The 18,004-nt window shown below is 68.9% G+C and carries 14 protein-coding genes; 7 read left to right on the top strand and 7 right to left on the bottom strand.

What is annotated here, in order from left to right; translation table 11 throughout:
- The first annotated feature begins 30 nt into the window (after window positions 1-30).
- Genes groL through VFY73_RS13535 form a run of 3 tightly spaced genes read left to right on the top strand, consistent with a single transcriptional unit; the run spans window position 31 to window position 5,038 of the window.
- Complete coding sequence (gene groL / locus VFY73_RS13545; protein WP_329719529.1) at window positions 31-1,662, top strand: chaperonin GroEL; 1,632 nt, start codon at window positions 31-33, stop codon at window positions 1,660-1,662.
- 46 nt (window positions 1,663-1,708) lie between these two features.
- Window positions 1,709-4,090 (top strand): endopeptidase La, encoded by a 2,382-nt coding sequence (lon, locus tag VFY73_RS13540; RefSeq protein ID WP_329719527.1) that lies wholly within the window; start codon window positions 1,709-1,711, stop codon window positions 4,088-4,090.
- A 36-nt stretch (window positions 4,091-4,126) separates the two neighbouring features.
- Window positions 4,127-5,038 (top strand): hypothetical protein, encoded by a 912-nt coding sequence (locus tag VFY73_RS13535; RefSeq protein WP_329719525.1) that lies wholly within the window; start codon window positions 4,127-4,129, stop codon window positions 5,036-5,038.
- Here the strand turns inward: VFY73_RS13535 and VFY73_RS13530 are convergent.
- Genes VFY73_RS13530 through VFY73_RS13515 form a run of 4 tightly spaced genes read right to left on the bottom strand, consistent with a single transcriptional unit; the run spans window position 5,032 to window position 10,212 of the window.
- The gene (locus tag VFY73_RS13530) at window positions 5,032-6,051 is read right to left on the bottom strand and encodes an SUMF1/EgtB/PvdO family nonheme iron enzyme (RefSeq protein ID WP_329719523.1); all 1,020 of its coding nucleotides are present in this window, start codon (window positions 6,049-6,051) and stop codon (window positions 5,032-5,034) included. The genes VFY73_RS13535 and VFY73_RS13530 overlap by 7 nt on opposite strands.
- On the bottom strand, window positions 6,048-7,718 hold the full coding sequence (locus VFY73_RS13525; protein WP_329719521.1) for a hypothetical protein: 1,671 nt from the start codon (window positions 7,716-7,718) through the stop codon (window positions 6,048-6,050). The genes VFY73_RS13530 and VFY73_RS13525 overlap by 4 nt, the downstream gene beginning before the upstream one ends.
- A complete protein-coding gene (locus VFY73_RS13520; protein ID WP_329719519.1) occupies window positions 7,715-9,184 on the bottom strand; it encodes a UbiA family prenyltransferase in 1,470 nt (489 codons plus the stop codon). Before VFY73_RS13520 ends, VFY73_RS13525 begins: the two co-directional genes overlap by 4 nt.
- Window positions 9,172-10,212: an NAD-dependent epimerase/dehydratase family protein gene (locus tag VFY73_RS13515; RefSeq protein WP_329719517.1), complete on the bottom strand. Its 1,041-nt coding sequence runs from the start codon at window positions 10,210-10,212 to the stop codon at window positions 9,172-9,174. Before VFY73_RS13515 ends, VFY73_RS13520 begins: the two co-directional genes overlap by 13 nt.
- Before the next feature lie 261 nt (window positions 10,213-10,473).
- On the opposite strand from VFY73_RS13515, the gene VFY73_RS13510 reads away from it, so the two are divergent.
- Complete coding sequence (locus tag VFY73_RS13510) at window positions 10,474-11,802, top strand: nicotinate phosphoribosyltransferase (RefSeq protein WP_329719515.1); 1,329 nt, start codon at window positions 10,474-10,476, stop codon at window positions 11,800-11,802.
- Window positions 11,803-11,991: 189 nt separating this feature from the next.
- Window positions 11,992-12,957, top strand: a complete 966-nt coding sequence (locus tag VFY73_RS13505; RefSeq protein WP_329719513.1) for a hypothetical protein — start codon at window positions 11,992-11,994, stop codon at window positions 12,955-12,957.
- A 44-nt stretch (window positions 12,958-13,001) separates the two neighbouring features.
- Here VFY73_RS13505 and VFY73_RS13500 read toward each other — a convergent pair whose 3' ends face one another.
- Complete coding sequence (locus VFY73_RS13500; RefSeq protein WP_329719511.1) at window positions 13,002-13,958, bottom strand: ribose-phosphate diphosphokinase; 957 nt, start codon at window positions 13,956-13,958, stop codon at window positions 13,002-13,004.
- A 422-nt stretch (window positions 13,959-14,380) separates the two neighbouring features.
- On the opposite strand from VFY73_RS13500, the gene VFY73_RS13495 reads away from it, so the two are divergent.
- Together VFY73_RS13495 and VFY73_RS13490 are read left to right on the top strand one after the other, a co-directional pair.
- Window positions 14,381-15,103 (top strand): GNAT family N-acetyltransferase, encoded by a 723-nt coding sequence (locus VFY73_RS13495; RefSeq protein ID WP_329719509.1) that lies wholly within the window; start codon window positions 14,381-14,383, stop codon window positions 15,101-15,103.
- On the top strand, window positions 15,100-16,923 hold the full coding sequence (locus tag VFY73_RS13490) for a long-chain fatty acid--CoA ligase (RefSeq protein ID WP_329719507.1): 1,824 nt from the start codon (window positions 15,100-15,102) through the stop codon (window positions 16,921-16,923). Before VFY73_RS13495 ends, VFY73_RS13490 begins: the two co-directional genes overlap by 4 nt.
- A 28-nt stretch (window positions 16,924-16,951) precedes the next feature.
- Here the strand turns inward: VFY73_RS13490 and VFY73_RS13485 are convergent, their stop codons facing one another.
- Window positions 16,952-17,428: a cytochrome c gene (locus VFY73_RS13485; protein ID WP_329719505.1), complete on the bottom strand. Its 477-nt coding sequence runs from the start codon at window positions 17,426-17,428 to the stop codon at window positions 16,952-16,954.
- A gap of 5 nt (window positions 17,429-17,433) precedes the next feature.
- Window positions 17,434-17,895 (bottom strand): universal stress protein, encoded by a 462-nt coding sequence (locus tag VFY73_RS13480; RefSeq protein WP_329719503.1) that lies wholly within the window; start codon window positions 17,893-17,895, stop codon window positions 17,434-17,436.
- Between the last annotated feature and the right edge of the window lie 109 nt (window positions 17,896-18,004).

Below are 18,004 nucleotides of genomic sequence, written 5' to 3'. Positions count from 1 at the left end.
CCGCATGCACGCCTCGAAGGAGTCAACCCCATGACCGCCAAACAACTGCTCTATGGCGAAGATGCCCGCAACAGGATCCGTCGCGGCGTCGACGCGCTGGCCGACGCGGTGAAAGTGACGCTGGGCCCGCGTGGCCGCACCGTGATCCTCGATCGCGATTTCGGCCCACCGCAGATCGTGAACTCCGGCGTCGTGGTGGCCAAAGCCATTGAGTTGGAAGATCGTTTCGAGAACATGGGTGCGCAGCTGCTGCGCGAGGTGGCCGCGCGAACCAGCGAAATGGCGGGCGACGGCACCACCACCGCCACGGTGCTTGCGCACGCCATGATCCAGGAGGGCTTGAAGTACCTGGCGGCGGGCATGAACCCGATGGACCTGAAGCGCGGCATCGACCTCGCCGTCGATGCGGTCGTGAAGGAGCTGAAGGCCATCGCACAGCCTTCCACGACATCGCAGGAGATCGCCCACGTGGCCGCGATCTCGGCCAACAACGATCGGTCGATCGGCGACCTGATCGGCGGCGCCATGGACAAGGTGGGCCGTGAGGGCGCCGTGTCGATCGAGGACGGTTCCGGCCTGGCCAGCGAGCTCGAGGTGGTCGAAGGGCTGCAGTTCGACCGTGGCTACCTGTCGCCGTACTTCATCAACAATGCCGAGAAGCAGGCGGCGGTGCTGGAAAACGTGGCCATCGTCCTGTGCGACCAGAAGCTGACCGCGGTGAACGATCTGGTGCCGCTGCTGGAGGCGGCGGCCAAGGCCGGGTCGCCGCTGCTCGTGATCGCCGAGGACGTGGAGGCCGACGCGCTGGCGACGCTGGTCATCAACAGCGTGCGTGGCGTGATCAAGACCTGCGCCGTGAAGGCGCCCGGCTTCGGCGACCGCCGCAAGGCGATGCTGCAGGACATGGCGGTGCTCACCGGCGGCACGGTGATCTCCAGCGACCTCGGGCTGACCCTGGCCAAGGCGACGCTCGAGAATCTCGGCCGGGCCCGCCGCGTGGAGATCGACAAGGACACGACCACGCTCATCGGTGGCGGCGGTGACGAGCGGGCCATTGCCGAGCGCGTTGCAGCGATCAAGAAAGAGCGCGACGCGCAGACCAGCGACTATGACCGCAAGCAGCTCGACGAGCGCGTGGCCAAGCTGTCCGGCGGCGTGGCGCTGATCAAGGTCGGCGCCGCCACCGAGACCGAATTGAAGGAGCGCAAGCTGCGCGTCGAAGACGCACTGCACGCCACACGCGCGGCCGTGGAGGAAGGGATCGTTCCCGGAGGTGGTGTGGCTCTGTTGCGCGCCCGCCTGGCGCTGCGCACGCTCGCGGCACCGAATCTGGACCAGGAATCGGGCGTTCGCATCGTCCAACGCGCGCTCGAAGAACCGCTGCGCCGCATCGTCTCCAACGCGGCCGACGAGCCTTCGATCGTGCTGCACAAGGTGGACGAATCGACGCACCGCAACTACGGCTACAACGCCGCGACGCGCGAGTACGGGGACATGCTGGAAATGGGGGTCATCGACCCGGCCAAGGTCACCCGGCTGGCGCTGCAGAACGCCGCGTCGATCGCCAGCCTGGTCCTCACCACGGACTGCATGGTGGCCAACGCGCCGAAGAAGGCGCCGGCAGAAGGGGCGATGCCGGCGGCCAGCCCGGAGATGTATTGACAGCCTGCAGCCGAGCCTTCGAACGTTGTCGCAGCCGGAGTGAACCATGAGCCAGACCCAAGCCGCCCCCGTCGTCGAACTGCCGCCCGGCGTGGTGGCGTTGATCCCCATGCGCAACCTGGTGCTGTTTCCTCAGGTGCTGGCACCGGTCAGCGTCGGGCGCGCGAAGTCGGTCGCCGCCCTGGAACACGCCCTGGCCAGCGAGACGCAGGTGGGCATCGTGTTGCAGAAAGAGCCCCGCGAAGACGACCCTTCCGTGGACGGCCTGTGCGTGGTGGGCACGTTGGCCAAGGTGGTGCACCATGTCGAGCAACAGCAGGGCCTGCACCATGCGGTGTGCCAGGGCATGCAGCGCTTTCGCATCGTCGGGCCGGCTGAGGGGTATCCGTTCCTCGCCGCGCGCATCGAGCCCCTCGTCGAAGCGGCGGACGCCTCGGCCGAGGCCGAGGCGCTGGCGCTGCAGCTGCGTGAGCGAAGCGTGGAGCTCCTGTCGTTGCTGCCCAGCGTGCCCGCCGAACTGGTCCACGCATTGCAGACCACCCGCGGCCCGGCACAACTGGCCGACATCACCGCCAGCATCATCGACGCCGAGGTGAACGAGAAGCAGGCGCTGCTCGAAATGACCACGACGCAGGATCGCGTTCGCCGGCTTCTTCCCTTGCTGTCGCACCGCATCGAGGTGCTGCGGCTGTCGCGCGAAATCGGCGAGCGAACGAAGGAGCAGATCGATGATCGCCAGCGCAAGTTCATGCTGCGCGAGCAGCTGAAGACGATTCAGCAGGAGCTCGGCGAGACCGACGACAACGACGCCGAAGTGGCGCGCCTGGATGAAGCGATCACCAAGGCCGCGATGCCGCCGGACATCGAGACCCATGCCCGCAAGGAGCTGCGGCGCCTGCAGAGCATGTCCGACGCGTCGGGTGAGTACTCGATGCTGCGCACCTACCTCGAATGGATGGTCGAGCTGCCGTGGGCCACGCCCGCGGAAACGCCCATCGACCTGGCCGCGGCGCGCCAGACGTTGCAGGCCGATCACTTCGGGCTGGACCGGGTGAAGCAGCGCATCGTCGAGTTCCTGGCCGTGCGCAAGCTCAACCCGCTGGGCCGCGCGCCGATCCTGTGCTTCGTCGGCCCGCCGGGCGTGGGCAAGACCTCGCTGGGCCAGAGCATTGCGAAGGCGCTTCAGCGACCCTTCGTGCGCGTGTCGCTCGGTGGCGTGCATGACGAGGCCGAGATGCGCGGCCACCGCCGCACCTACATCGGTGCCCTGCCCGGCAACATCATGCAGGGGCTGCGCAAGGCCGGCGCGCGCGACTGCGTGATGATGCTCGACGAGGTCGACAAACTGACGGCCAGCGCCCATGGCGACCCGTCGGCAGCGCTGCTCGAGGTGCTGGACCCCGAGCAGAACAACAGCTTCCGCGACAACTACCTGGGCGTGCCGTTCGACCTCAGCCGGGTCGTGTTCATCGCCACGGCCAACGTGATCGACAACGTGCCAGCGCCGGTGCGCGACCGCATGGAACTGATCGACATCCCCGGCTACACGCAAGAAGAAAAGCTGCAGATCGCGCTGACCTATCTGGTGCCGAGGCAACGCGAGGCCAACGGCTTGCGTGAAGGCCAATGCCAGCTGACGACCGAGGCGCTGCAGGCCATCGTCGCGAACTACACGCGCGAGGCAGGCGTTCGCCAGCTCGAGCGCGAGATCGGCCGCGCGATGCGCCATGCCGCGATGAAGGTCGCCGAAGGATCGGCCGACGCGGTGCACATCGATGCCCAGGACCTCGACACCATTCTGGGGCCGGTCAAGTTCGAGCGCGAGGTCGCGCTGCGCAGCAGCGTCGCCGGCGTGGCCACCGGGCTGGCGTGGACGCCGGTCGGCGGCGACATCCTGTTCATCGAAGCCACGCGGGTGAACGGCAGCGGCAAGCTCACCTTGACCGGCCAGTTGGGCGACGTGATGAAGGAGAGTGCCCAGGCCGCCTTCACGCTCGTCAAGTCGCGGGCGGCCGATCTGCAGGTATCTCCGACGGCGTTCGACAGCATCGACCTGCATTTGCATATTCCCGCCGGCGCCATCCCGAAGGACGGACCGAGCGCCGGTGTGGCGATGTTCGTCGCGCTGGCGTCGCTGTTCACCGACCGTCCGGTGCGGCACGACGTGGCGATGACAGGGGAGATCAGCCTGCGCGGCTTGGTCCTGCCGGTCGGCGGCATCAAGGAAAAGGTGCTGGCCGCGCAACGCGCCGGGCTGCGCACGGTCTTGCTGCCCCAGCGCAACCTGAAGGATTTGCGCGAGGTGCCGGAGAGCGCCCGCGCCGGCATGCAGTTCGTCGGCCTGGAGACGGTCGATGATGCGATCCGCACCGCCTTCGCAGACACGAGCGATTCGGAGTCGTCGAACGACGGCCGGCCCGGCCGTTGACATGCGTCAAGATCCCGGAACGGGGATAATTGCGGCTTGGACACGCTGCGTCGATTTCTGCGAAAGAAGCTCCTGTGGCCCGCGCTGTGCAGCCTCGTGCTCGCCGGGGCGGGGGCTCGCGCCGAAGAGCCTGCGTCAGCGTGCGCAGCGTCAGCGCGCGGCATCCCGGCGCGCGCGGAGCGAGCACCGGGTGCCAGCGAGTTCATCGCGTCGGTGGCGGGCCTTGGCGATCACGCGCGCGACGAAGCGATCCGCGACGAGTTGCTCGCCGGCAATCTTCCGCAGTTCCTGCGCCGGGTGCGGCCGGCAATCTTGAACGCGCGCTTGCGTGATGGCCGCAGCGTGCAGCTCACGCTGTGCGTGCTGTCCGACTACCTCGGCCTCGGCGCCGACAACGACTTCTTGCTCGTGCCGATGGGGCTGGACAGTGCGCTCGCCGTGGCCACGAAATTCGGCTTCACGCTTCCCACGCGGCGCATCGTCGACCTGATCTACCGCGCGGCCGACGTGCACCTGCTGCCGCAGCCGCTGCCGGCCAACGACCGCATGCGCTCCACCGCCTACTTGCAGCAGCATGGCGCGCTGGTGGCACGGCAGCGTGCAGCGCTCGGTGCGCCGCCCGGCGCCCTGACCGCCGGCCACAAGAAAGACCTGGTGCTCAGCGAACGGCTGTGGCGGCAACCCGGGCGCGTGGCGATCTACGGCTGGCAACGCGCCGACGGCACGCCGATCCAGCCGCTGTCCACCGTGCACGGCGAGCGCTACGCCGACTACAGCCACGGCGTGCGCCTGGTCAGCCAGACCATGTTCGTCGACGGCCGCCCGGCGCGGCTGCTGGATGTGCTGGCCGACGACACGCTGGGCCCGTTGCTCAGCGACGAAGGCCCGCTCGCCCCGGCGGCCGGCTGGCTGGCGGCCCGCGCGGGCCGCGACGGCCGGGGTCATTGACCCGCGCGCTGCGGCAAGGTCTTGCAGCAGCGAAAGCCCAGGTGGTAGTTGGCGTGGCTGTGCATGTCCATCACGCGCGTGCCGTGCCAGAAGGGCGCGCGCCAGCGACACCAGTCCTCATGGGCACGGTAAGCGTCGAAGATGAACCAACTGCCCTTCATCTCGGTGACGCCCAGCTCGGCGCTGCCCAGGCTGGCCATCTGCGACGCGTCCAGCGGCAGGTTCATGTGTTCGGCCGCATTGCCATGGAGGTCGTGGACGCCCAACGGGCTGCGACAGTCAGGGAACGAACCGGTCGGGTAGGTGTTCGAGCCGCAGGCGTTCCAGCCGCCGCCCTGACAGCCCGGTGTCTTCCGGCCGCCGGTGGCGCAGACGCCGCTGCGGTAGCTGGGGCCATAGGCCCAGCGCTTGTCAGCCGCGTGCGCGCGGTTGTTCGCATCGCGCATGCGGTTGACCGCAACACTCTGCGTCTGGCCACGGGCCAGGTCGAAACGATAGTCCGGCGGCTGCAGCGCGCCCTGGCAGGCGCCTTCCCATTCGTGTGCGTCACACAGCCGCTTGCCCATCGCCTCGCAGATTTGCGCCGCCTCGCGCGCCTTGACCCAGACCACCGGGTATTCGCAAGGGATGTCCGGGAACTCGTACTGGTCGATGCAGGCGCGGGCGTCCTCGGCGCGCTGGCGGGCCGGGTCGTACAGCGGCGCCATGTTCAGGCCACCGCAGATGCGCGCGAAGGCCGGCTCGTCGCCGCCAGGTGATGCACGCGCCCGCATGGCCCGACACTGCTCCGGAGTCAGCGGATGCTGCGAAATCGCCGGGTTGCCTTGGCCGATGTAGCCCGAGCGTTCGATGATGGTGCGGATGCGCTGCATGGCGGCATCGTCGAGCCCGTGCACCTGCCGGATGGCGCTCAGCATGGCCTCGTTCTGCTGCTTGAACGAGGGGCCCGGCGCTGCGGCAACGAGCAGCCAGCAAGCCAACACGGCGAAAGCGACGCGCAGACTCTGCTTCATCGTGGAGCCTGTCGCCGAGTGAGGTAGAAGAAGTCGCGGTCGTCGGGGAAGCTCAGGAAGCGCGGCAGCAGGGCCGCCCCCAGGGTCTTGTCCAGCACGGCCATGCCTGGCACCAGGTGCTCGACGCCGAGCTGCGTGCCGCTGCGTGGGTACAACGCGAGGTAGGTGTGCTCCAGCGCGTTCATGTCCAGGTGCATGGCGTAGCTGCAGCCATAGGCCAGGAAGACGCGCGCCATCGCGCGCGGCGTGGCGCTCGAGAAGTAGCCGTAGACGAGGTAGCGCCGGCCCTCATGGGCCACGATGCAGGCGCCCGCGCGCAGCGTGCGCAGCCGTTCGTCGGCCGAGCCCGACCAATTGCCCACGCCCCATTGCTCGACCGTGCGGCCCGCCATCGGGATGCCGCCCGGGCCCGGTTCGACCAGCGGCATGCCGTTCTGCCGCGCATGGCGCAGCGTCCCGACGCGGTGGGCCTCGTCGTCGCGCCAGGTCTCCATGCCGACGGTGCCGTCGTCCCGCACGAACAGCGTCGCCAGCCCTGGCTGCAGCCGGCTGAAGACCACGCCCTGCTCGACGAAGCCGTAATGGCTGCCGTGGTTCACCGCCGCCAGCGCACCGTGGCTGAACGCGCCGTGCTCGCGCTTGAAGCCAGCGGTGAAGGTCGCGATGACACGCTCCAGCAGCGACGGCTGGAGCATGCCGGTGCGCACCAGCGCCGCGGCGCTGTCGAATCCGTCCGGGCCGGGCAGGCTCTCGTCGCGCTGTGCCGGCCGCACGCGTGCCGACCAGCCCAGGCGCGGGTGCTCGGTGCCAAGGGCGAAGCCGAGGTCCAAGCCGTCAAGGTCGAACGCCACGAGGTAGGCCAATGCTTCGGACTCGACCGCATCCAGGCCCTCGGCCGCAGCGCCCGGCGGCGTGGCGCTGACCCACACGCCGTCGAGCCCCGCGGCCCCGTACCAGCGGCCCGGCCACAACGCGCGATCGGGTGACAGCATGGCGATGCCGAGCCCCGGGGCCATGATCGCCGGGGGCGGCGCGCCGCTGCGCAACCGTGCAGCCGGCGGCGACCCGGGTGATGGGGCGCCGGCGCCGACGCCAGACGCCGCGGTGGCAGCGCGCTCGGCGAAGGCGTCGCGGTACAGCTCGTTCTTGACGAAGCCGATGATCTGCTCGCCGCGCCAGACGTGGTCCCGCAGGAATTCGGTCGTCGCCTCCAGGGCGCTGCGGTTGCCCGGCACGGCGTTGCGCATGAACAGCCGGTCTTCGCACAACGGAACGTAGGACAGCCGCTGCCGGGCCGCCTGCGCCAGCGCCTTATCGGGCCAGACCGTGCAGCGCGTGACGGCGCCTTCGCGCGTGATCAGCAGCACGCCCGGTGCTGCCGGATCGAGGGCGACGCGCTGGTGCCGTGGGTCGGCGTTTTCGAGGTGGAAGCTGCGCGTGCCCCGGCCATCGGGCGCCGGCAGCGACAGCAGCAGCCAGGCATTGGCGTTCGGCGCCAGATGCGTCAACACGGCGACGCCGGCTGCCCCGGGCAACGCGACCCGTTCCACACGCCGCGCAGCCTGCAGCGCGATGAACGCTTCGTCGCCGGCCGCCGCCGCCACGCCGTGCAGCAGCGTGGTCAGCGCCGCCAGCGCCAAGCCCAGTGCATGGTGGCGACGCATCATGGTCCGAACAACAGCAGCAACGCCATCGTCACGCCGAACGCGCGGCTGAGCGGGTCTCGCAGCGCAAACGCCACCAGGTCGTCATGGATGCGACCGCGGTGGGCCATCAACCACATGTGACCCACCCAGAACAGCAGCAGCGCGCTCAGCGACCAGATGGTCAGGCGCGGCGCCGTGGGGGTGATCACCACGGGGTACAGGGCGAGCAGCACGACGGCGATGCAATCCGCCGCCGTGCCGAGCCCGGCGATCAGCGGCGCGTCGCTGACTGCGTAGCCCCGCACGCGGCCGCCCGAGCCAAGGCCGGGGCGCAACGACACGATCTCGGCGTAGCGTTTCAGCAATGCCAGGCCGAAGAACAGCGCCGTGCTGCACACCAGCAGCCACGGCGACACATCGATCGCCACCACCAGGGAGCCGGCGTAGACGCGCAGGCTGTAGCCGACGGCCAGCACCAACGCGTCGACGATGGGGTAGTTTCTCAACCGCATCGAGTAGGCGAGATTCAACACGGCGTAGCAGCCCAGCGCGGCCAGGAAGGGCGCGGGCAGGGTCAGCGCCAGCAGCGACGCCGCCAGCCACAGCGCGGGCACCAGCAACAGGCCGTGCAGCAACGGCAGGCGGCCGGACGCCAGCGCCCGCTGGCGCTTGTGCGGGTGGCGGCGGTCCGCTGGCAGGTCGAACAGGTCGTTCAGCAGGTACACGCCCGACGCCGCCAGGCTGAAACACACGAAGCCGACCAGCACGGCCAGCAGCTTTGGCAGATCGTAGAGCTGCTGCGTCGCGAGCAGCGGCACCAGCAGCAGCATGTTCTTCAGCCAGTGCTGCGCGCGCATCGCACCAAGGTACTCGCGCCAGCCGGGCCGATCGGCGCCGAAGCTGTGTTCGATCTCGGCCACACGTGCCGTCGCCGCCGCCAGCTGCGGCGACGGCCTGACGAGCACGGCGTGGCGCGCCGCCGCCCAGACCGGCAGGTCGCTGCTGCTGTTGCCGGCATAGTCGAAACCGCCCTCGCCGAACGTTGCGACGAGGCGGTCGCGTTTGACGCTGCCTGACAGGTTGACCCGGCCATCGCTGGCGAGCACGGCGTCGAACAGCCCCAACTGGTCGGCAATAGCCTGCGCGATCCGTGCATCGGCAGCGGTGGCCAGCACGAGGCGGCGGCCCTGGCGCTTCAGTGTCCACAGGTGCGCCAGCAGGTCTTCGGCCCGCGGCAAAGCGGACACGTCGAGCGACGCCCTGTGCGCCAGTTGTCGCTTCAGGTTCGCGCGCCCGGCCGCCAGCCAGGCCGGCAGCTGCAGCAGTTGCAGCGGCCGTCGCCGCGCCACGTCGAACAACGATTCGACGAGGGTGTCGGTGTGCAGCAGCGTTCCGTCGAGATCCACCACCAGCGGCACCGGATCAGCCTGGGCTTCGGGCGCGGCATCGCGTCCAGGCTCAAGTTCAGGCAGGGTCAGAAGAACCATTTGGCCAGGTCCAGCACGCCGTGCTTCCACGGCACACGGTGCGACACGCCGCTGCGGCCGCGGAACTCGGCCCGGTGCGCGAGGTACCAGTCGTAGTTGCGCTGCAGCGCGTCGCGGTTCGAATGGCGTGGCGTGAAGCCCAGCACCGCCTGCAGCCGCTCGATCGAGACCTCGCTCTCGTGCGCGGCCGTCTCGTAGATCCAGCGGTACAGGGGCGACAGGTGAAGCGCCTCCAGCACGCGCAGCAGCCAAACCGCCGGGCGCTGCGGCAGGCTGATGACATGGCGGCCGTGACCGGCACGGTCGAGCACGCACTGGAAGTTGTCGCGCATGGTGCCGAACTCGCCGGCGCCGACGTTGAAGGTGCCGTCGACGAGCTCGCGCTCGCGCGTCAGGCACAACCAGATCACGTCGCAGAGGTCCTCGACGTCCAGCAACTGGTAGCGGTTGTCGCCCCGGCCCAGCACGGGAAAGCCATGGCCATCGCAGGCCCAGTCGTAGAGAAGCTCGAAAGCCCCCAGGCGCTCGGGGCCGACGAAGCTCTTCGGCCGCAGCACCGGTACGCACATTCCCCGGCGGCGGGCCTCGGCGCAATGGCGCTCGGCTTCGATCTTGGCGCAACCGTAAGGGCCGACGCCGTGCAACGCATCATCCTCGCGGATGGGGCTGTGATCGGGAATGCCATAGACCGAGGTCGACGAGATGAAGACGAAGCGAGGCACCTGTTGCCGCCAGGCGGTGTCGAGCAGCAGCAGCGTGCCGCCGACATCGGTCGAGCGAATGTCGGCCTCGCTGGCCAACGGCAGCGCAGCGGCACAGTGCACGACGGCATCGACGCCATGCATTGCCCGCGCCACCGCCGCCGGATCACGGATGTCGCCCAGGATCGCGTCGACCCGGTCGCGCTCCGGGTAGTCGAAAGGCGCGATGTCCAGCGAGCGCACGCGAACACCACGCTCCAGCAAGAACCGGACGAGGTTGATGCCCAGGAAGCCGGATCCCCCGGTGATCAGACAGGTGCCGATCACGTGGCGGCGCTGCGCCCTGCGCACACTTGAAGGTGGGTCGCCGATGCGTTCATCGGTTGAGCGTAGCGGCCGCTTGTCGAACCGACTTGTCGAGGATCAAGGCACGGCCACGCACTGCCGCGAAGGCTCGTCCATCCCGGGGGTCTCGTCGAACTGCGGTGCCAGCGTCGTCCCCACGCGATGGTCGCGACTTGATCGGGATCAGTCGCAGGCGCCGCGTCATGCCTAGAGTGACGCGATGAATGCCGCCAGGGACGATCGATGAGTGCGCTGCTCACCGACTTCTATCAGCTCACGATGCTGCAGGCCTATCTGCACGAAGGGCTCGAGGAGGAGGCGGTGTTCGAGCTGTTCGTGCGCAAGCTGCCCCCGAACCGTTGCTTCCTCGTGGCTGCGGGCCTGGAGCAAGCGCTGGACTACCTCGAGGACCTGCGCTTCGACGACAGCGAGATCGCATGGCTGGTCGGTCGCGGTGGCTTCCCCGCGACACTGGCGCCGCGGCTGCGCGAACTTCGCTTCACGGGCGATGTGCACGCCATGCCGGAGGGAACGGTGTTCTTCCCCGACGAGCCGATCCTTCGGGTGACGGCACCGCTGCCGCAGGCGCAGCTCGTCGAGAGTCGGTTGCTCAACATCGTTCATTTCCAGACGCTGATCGCCTCGAAAGCGGCCCGGATGCGAACGGCCGCGCGCGACAAGACGCTCATCGACTTCGGCATGCGCCGTGCGCATGGTGCAGAGGCCTCCGTGTTCGCCGCACGCGCGGCTTGGCTGGCCGGCTTCGACGGCACCGCCACCGCCGAGGCGGGCCGCCGCTTCGAGATCCCGGTGGTCGGCACGATGGCGCATTCGTTCGTGCAGGCGCATGCCAGCGAGGCGGGCGCCTTCGAAGCTTTCGCGCGCTCACGCCCGCTGCGGCCGACGATGCTTGTCGACACCTATGACAGCGAGGCCGCCGTCGCCAAGCTGATCGCCATCGCACCGCGCCTGAAGCTCGACGGCATCGCCATCGGTGGCGTACGGCTGGACAGCGGCGACCTCGGCGCACACGCTCGCGCGGTACGCTCGATGCTCGACGCTGCGGATCTGGCCGACGTCATCGTGTTCGCGAGCGGCAACCTCGACGAACACCGCATCGCCACATTGCTCCAGGACGGTGCACCGATCGACGGGTTCGGCGTGGGCACCGCGCTCGGCACCTCGAGCGATGCACCGGCGCTCGACATGGTCTACAAGCTGCAGAGCTACGCCGGCATCGCGCGGCGCAAGCGTTCCGAGGGCAAGGCCACCTGGCCGGGCGTCAAACAGGTGAGCCGACGCCTCGACGGCGTGGGATGCCTGGCAGGCGATCTCGTTCACCTCGTGTCGGAAAGCGCCCCGGGGGTTGCACTCCTGCAGCCCTGCATGCGCGCCGGCCGGCGCCTGCAGCCCACGCCGACCCTCGACCAGGTCCGCGAACGGCATGTCCATGAACGGTCACGCTTGCAGAGCGCTCTTTTGTTGCTGGACGCGGCACCGGCCGGGTACGGCGCGGAGATCTCCGCTGGCCTGCGCCACCTGGCCGCGCAGGTCGATTCGGCGACGTGCTGAGCCAGGAAGCTCGCGCATTCCATGCCAACACCCACGCCTGCCACGCCTGCCACGCCTGCCTTGACTGCCTCGACAGCGCCGGTCGCGCCGTCCGAGGCTTTGCCGAGCCTCGAGGCGAAGGTGGCGTTCCTGCGGTCGCCGGCAGCGCACGGTCTGGCGGATGGGAATGTGCAGGCCATGGAGACCCACATGTCCTGGGTCTTTCTGACCAGCGACTGCGTACTCAAGTTGAAGAAGCCGGTCCGCTTTCCGTTCCTGGACTTCTCGACGATCGAGGCGCGCGAGTTCTACTGCCGTCAAGAGCTGCGCTTGAACGCTCGCCTGGCGCCGGGTGTCTATCTGGGCCTGCGGGCGTTGCAGTGGCACGACGGCGAGTTCAGTGTCCTGCCGCCCGAGCGGTTGCCGGCACCCGGCCAGACGCTCGACTGGCTGGTGCTGATGCACCGGCTGCCCGAGCAGCGCATGCTGCATCGGTTGATTGCGCAGGGGCAGGTCACCGAGGTCGACATCGACAAGCTCGTTGGGCTGCTCGGGCGCTTCTACCGCCACGCCATGACGCTGCCTGTCCAGGCCGAGGAATACGTCGCCCGGTTCCATCGAGAACAAGCATCGAATCGCGAAGTGATGCTGCGGCCGCAGTTCGAGTTGCACCACGCGGGCCTTGCTCTCGATCGCATGGATCGCGCGCTGGTGACGTATGCGGAACTGCTGTATGAGCCTTGCACGCGCGGCCGCATCGTCGAAGGCCATGGCGATCTGCGGCCGGAGCATGTCTGCCTGGTGGACCCGCCGGTGATCATCGATTGCCTCGAGTTCAATGCCCAGCTTCGGCAGGTCGATCCGTTCGACGAGGTGGCGTTTCTCGGCCTTGAATGCGGCCTGGCGGGTGCCGACTGGCTCATGCCCCGTCTCATCGCCGGCTTGTCCGCGGCGTTGGACGACCGGCCGCCCGCCGCACTGATCCACCTCTACACGGCGCAACGGGCCCTGCTTCGGGCCCGCCTGGCCATGGCCCATCTGCTCGATCCGCAACCGCGCGCGCCGCAGAAGTGGGCACCGCTTGCACAACGTTGCGTGCAACGCGCGCTCGCGGCGCTCGACGACCTCGACGGTTACTGCCCGCTCAGCGACGCGACGGCCCTGGCCGCCAGCTGATCAAGTCACCTTGCCGATGGCCGGCTCGGCAGCGCGGGGCCGGGTCAACGGCCCCAGGAGGCATGGCTGTCACGGATGGCTCGCGCGAACAGCGGGGTGCAAGACACCGTCGTCACCATCGCCCTGGCCTCTTCGGGCAAGCGAAATGCCGGCACGCTGTCGGTCACGAACACCTGATCGATCGCGCCATCGATCAGCCTGTGTCCCGCCGTCCCGACGAACAGCCCGTGCGCCGCGCACGCGACGACGCTGCGCGCACCGGCAGCGCGCAACGCCAGCGCCGCGCGCTGCAGCGTCTCCCCGGTGGCGACGAGGTCGTCGAACAGCAGCACCGTGGCACCCGTCACATCGCCGGCAACGATCGGCGTGCCGCTGACCAGACCCGCGCTGCGACGCTTGTCCACCATCGCGAACCCGACCGGTCGCTCCAGCCGCGCCTCGAGGTCCTCCCGCCACAGCTGGGCGCGTTTCGCTCCTCCCGTATCGGGTGAGGCGATCACCAGCGGCCCTTGCCCAACCGTCGCGTCGACGGCCGCATCCAGTGCGTGGCGGGCGTCGAGGTGGATGGTCGGGATGCGGAAGGCGTTCTGGAATGCCGCGGGGTTGTGCACCTCCAGCACGATGATCTGCGCGGTGCCGACGGCCTCGATCAGTTGCGCGACGCAGCGCTGCGACACGGGATCGAAGGGCTTGGTCTGGCGATCCTTGCGCGCATAGGCGAGATACGGCACGACAGCCGTCACACGGCGGGCCCCGTGCTCGCGCAAGGTGGCGATGAACATCAGCAGCCGGGCCAGCTTGTCGTGCGGGCTGTCGTCAGGCCCGCCGTGCAGGCCATGGACCACATAGGCATCGCTGCCACGCGGGTCGACCAGCGGTCTCAGCTTGGCTTCACCGTCCTCGAAACGGCGGTCCTCGTGCGGCGACAACACCGTGTCGAGATCGCGTGCCAGCGCTTCGGCGAAGCCCCGGTTGCCGGCGTCCAGGGCAAAGATCAGCATGGTTCACCTCCCCGCGTCGCCCATTCAAGCACCGCCAGGTCCGGTTGGCTTGCGTTTCATCAATGCGCCGGATGGCATGTCGCCTAGTGTCCTGTCGCGTAAATAGCAGCCATTGCGACGGGTCGCAATGGGGATGATCGTGAGACGGCGAGCCGGGCAGATACCGGGTGGTATCTGCCCGGCTTGGCGACGCTGCGAGCGCCCCATTTCGGCCCGCCGACACATGCGCCAGCGCAACCTGACGCCATGCCGACAGCCGGATGCAGAGGATGACGATGGAGCCAGATGACAAGCCGACGTGCAGCCAGAGGGCAGGGCTTTCCGATCGATCCCGCATGGCCCCCGCAGAGATCCGCGGCATCGTGCTGGACACCATCCACACGGTCGCGCCGGAGACCGTGTCCCGGCAGATCCAGCCGGACATGGCGCTGCGCCAGGTGATCGATCTCGACTCCATGGACTGGCTCAACGTCATCACCGGCCTGGAGGAAAGGTTCTGCATCGAGATTCCCCAGTGCGAGCACGCCCGTTTGTCAACGATCGACGCGATCGTCGACTACGTCGCCTCCGGGCGAGCGGTGCCTGTGCCGCCTGGTTCGGCGTCGCACGAGCCGCCTGCACTGCCGTGCAGCCAGCATGTCTTCTTCGGCACGCCGGTGGCGATTCGTCCGATGCGAGACGATGACGAGGTGCTCGAGGCCGATTTCGTCCGCCGGTTGTCCAGCGCGAGCCGCTACCAGCGGTTCATGGCCACGCTGAACGAATTGCCGCCGGCCAAGCTCGCAGAGCTGACCCACGTGGATCAGGTCCATCACGTCGCCCTCGTCGCCGAGGCCACTTGCGAAGGGCAGCGCCGGATCGTCGGCGTCGTACGCTATGTCGTCGATGCCTCCGGCACGGGCTGCGAGTTCGCCGTCGCCGTCGACGACGACTGGCAAGGAAGCGGCCTCGCCGGCATCCTGATGCATGCGCTGATCGCCGTCGCCCGCTCGCGCGGCCTGACGACCATGGAAGGGTTGGTGCTGCGGGCCAATGACAAGATGCTCAAGCTCAGCCACCAGTTGGGGTTCAGGCGCGAGCAAGACCCCGACGACCACGGCACGGTGCGCGTCGTGCGCCGCCTGACAACAGCCAACAACGCATGAATTCTCACGTCTTGTCTCGCATGCCGCCCGATGCGGTGCGCACGCTGCCGCAACTGCTCGCTTGGCGCGTGGGCGAGACGCCACACGCCGAGGCCTATCGACAATTCGAACCGGCTTCCGCAGGCTGGGTCAGCGCCACCTGGGCCGAGGCTGCGCAGCACATTGCTCGTTGGACTTCGGCACTTGCGACGCTGTCGCTGCCGCGGGGTTCGCGCATCGCGATACTTCTGCCCAATGGCCTCGACGCCGTGTGCATCGATCAGGCGGCGCTCGCGCTGGGCTGCGTGCCGGTGCCGCTGCACGCGATCGACAACCCGGGCAGCATCGGCTACATCCTGCTGGACAGCGAAGCATCGGTGCTGGTCGCCGCCACCGAAGCACAGTGGACAGCGATCGCCGCCGCCGGGTGGACGCTGCCGCACCTGCGGCAGGTGGTGGTGCTTCAGCGCGACGGCAGCTCGGCGGGAGCTGCGGTCTCCGCGCCGGTGCGGCTGCTGAGCGACTGGCTGGCCGCGGCCTCCGCCCCATCGGGAGGTTCAAGCGGCCCAGGCGAAGACGATCTCGCCGCCGTCGTCTACACGTCCGGGACGACCGGCCGGCCGAAAGGGGTGATGCTGACGCATCGCAACGTCGTCTCCAACGTGAGGGCGTCGATGTCGTGCGTCGCGCCGCACGCCGAAGACCTCTTCCTGTCGTTCCTGCCGTTGTCGCACACCTTCGAGCGGACCGCCGGCTACTACCTGCCCATCGCCGCCGGCTGCTGCGTCGCCTTTGCCCGCTCGGTGGCGACGCTCGGCGAGGACTTGAAGACCGTGCGGCCGACGGTGTTGGTGTCGGTGCCGCGCATCTACGAGCGGGTGTACGCGAAGGTGCAGGCCTCGTTGGCCGGTTCGGCGGTCAAGGCGTGGTTGTTCGAGCGGGCACAGACGATCGGTTGGCGGCGCTTCTGTCGGCGCCAGGGCCTGCCGGTGCCTCGCAAGACGCCGGCCCTGCTCGACGACATGGCCTGGCCGCTCTTGCACCGGCTGGTTGCGCGTCCGCTGCTGGCCGAGTTTGGCGGCCGCGTGCGCGTGGCCGTGAGCGGTGGTGCTCCCCTGTCGCCACCGATTGCGCGCTGTTTCCTCGGCCTCGGGCTGCCGGTCCTGCAGGGCTATGGCATGACCGAGACATCGCCGGTGGTGGCCGTCAACGCGCTCGAGGACAACGACCCGGCCACCGTGGGCCGGGTGCTGCCGGGGGTCGAGGTGCGCATCGGCGACAACCGCGAGCTGCTCGTGCGCGGGCCCAACGTGATGCGCGGCTACTGGAAGCGCGACGAGGACACCGCGCAGGCCCTCGTCGAAGGCTGGTTGCACACGGGCGATCAGGCGGCGATCGACAACGGCCGGCTGCGCATCGTCGGCCGACTCAAGGAGATCATCGTCACGGCCACCGGCGAGAAGATCGCGCCAGCCGACCTGGAGTTGGCGATCACCGCCGACCCGCTGTTCGAGCAGGCCTACGTGGTCGGCGACAACCGGCCCTTCATCGCCAGCGTGGTCGTGCTCGGGGTGGCCGAATGGTCACGCCTGGCGGTCGGACTTCGACTCGACCCTCGGGCGCCCGCCAGCCTGCGATCGGACGCAGCACGCGCGACCGCACTGGAGCGCATCCGAGGCCTGACCGCCCAGTTCCCGCACCACGCGCAGCCGCGCGCGGTGGCGCTGACGCTGGAGCCCTGGACGATCGAGAACGGGCTGATGACGCCGACGCTGAAACTCAAGCGCAACAACCTCCAGGCACGCTTCAGCGACCTCATCGAAGCGATGTACCACCGTTGAAGCCAGCCGCCGCGCGGCGTGCAGGTTGTCAGCGCGGTTGCACCGGCCGGCCGCTACCTTGCGTTCCTTCGGCACGCGCCGAGAGATAGGCGTACAGGTCGGCGATGTGGGCCTTGACGATCGGTTCACCCTCCCAGGCCGGCATCGTGAGCGCGCTGTCCTCGCGCCGCAGCACCTCGTCGATCAAGACCTCGCGCGTGGCGATGTCGGCGCTGGCCCGCACGTCCGGCATGCCCCAGTCGTAGCGCTGCAAGACGATGCCGACGAAGCGGCGTGGGCCGATGCCGCGCACGCGCGACAGCAGCTCGGGGCCCTCGCTGGTGCCGTTGGCCGCGGGCCCATGGCAGGCCGCGCACTTTGCCTGGAAGACACGCCAGCCGGTGTAGACCGAGCCCGGCGGCTCTGCCTGCCGAGCCAACTGCTGCGCGGGTTGGGTGTTCTGCCAGGCGCCCGCGCATCCCGTGAGGAACAGTGCCGCCATACCCGTCGTCATCAAAGTTTTCACGATGGTCACCCCGCAGTTCCCTCTGTCGCGCGCACCAGCAGCACCGGTGCCGGTGCGAGGCGGGCGATCTGTTCGGCATTGCTGCCGATCATCAGGCGGCCGACGCCGCATCGGCCGTGGGTGCCGATCACGATCAGTTCGGCGCGCCAGCGGCGAGCCTCGTCGACCACCTGATCGCACACGCGCACGGCCGGGCTCTCGATCAACTCGCTCTCGACGCCGAGGCCCGCAGATTTCACGCGCCCCTCAGCGTCCGCCAGGATCTGCTGCCCGCCCTGCGTCAGCAGTTGCACCATCTGCGTCGTCAGCAGGCCGCCGGTCTCGGGCGCCATCGCGATCGCCGTCAGGTCGATCACGTGCAACAGCTTGATCGTTGCGCCAGTCAGCCGCGCCAGCTTGATCGCCTCGTCGAGGCCGCGGTTGGAGGTGGGGCTGCCGTCGATCGGCACCAGGATCTTGGTGTACATCGTCAGTCCTCGCGCTTCATTCAAAGACCTGCTTCGCGCAGGCGACGCAGCCACTCGTCGTTCAAGACGGCCGACACGGCGGCGGGGCGCCGTCGCCAGGCGGCGACCC

Source organism: Ideonella sp. (genome assembly GCF_036277275.1).
Classification (GTDB): Bacteria; Pseudomonadota; Gammaproteobacteria; order Burkholderiales; family Burkholderiaceae_C; genus Ideonella.
The sequence above is the reverse complement of the archived record's forward strand: the minus strand, read 5'-3'. Positions and strand labels throughout refer to the sequence as shown.

Excerpts from the sequence above, each read along its gene's own strand:
- groL (WP_329719529.1), top strand. The coding sequence starts at position 31 with ATGACCGCCAAACAACTGCTCTATGGCGAAGATGCCCGCAACAGGATC.
- lon (WP_329719527.1), top strand. The coding sequence starts at position 1,709 with ATGAGCCAGACCCAAGCCGCCCCCGTCGTCGAACTGCCGCCCGGCGTG.
- VFY73_RS13530 (WP_329719523.1), bottom strand. The coding sequence starts at position 6,051 with ATGAAGCAGAGTCTGCGCGTCGCTTTCGCCGTGTTGGCTTGCTGGCTG.
- VFY73_RS13525 (WP_329719521.1), bottom strand. The coding sequence starts at position 7,718 with ATGATGCGTCGCCACCATGCACTGGGCTTGGCGCTGGCGGCGCTGACC.
- VFY73_RS13520 (WP_329719519.1), bottom strand. The coding sequence starts at position 9,184 with ATGGTTCTTCTGACCCTGCCTGAACTTGAGCCTGGACGCGATGCCGCG.
- VFY73_RS13510 (WP_329719515.1), top strand. The coding sequence starts at position 10,474 with ATGAGTGCGCTGCTCACCGACTTCTATCAGCTCACGATGCTGCAGGCC.
- VFY73_RS13505 (WP_329719513.1), top strand. The coding sequence starts at position 11,992 with ATGTCCTGGGTCTTTCTGACCAGCGACTGCGTACTCAAGTTGAAGAAG.
- VFY73_RS13500 (WP_329719511.1), bottom strand. The coding sequence starts at position 13,958 with ATGCTGATCTTTGCCCTGGACGCCGGCAACCGGGGCTTCGCCGAAGCG.
- VFY73_RS13495 (WP_329719509.1), top strand. The coding sequence starts at position 14,381 with ATGGCGCTGCGCCAGGTGATCGATCTCGACTCCATGGACTGGCTCAAC.
- VFY73_RS13490 (WP_329719507.1), top strand. The coding sequence starts at position 15,100 with ATGAATTCTCACGTCTTGTCTCGCATGCCGCCCGATGCGGTGCGCACG.
- VFY73_RS13480 (WP_329719503.1), bottom strand. The coding sequence starts at position 17,895 with ATGTACACCAAGATCCTGGTGCCGATCGACGGCAGCCCCACCTCCAAC.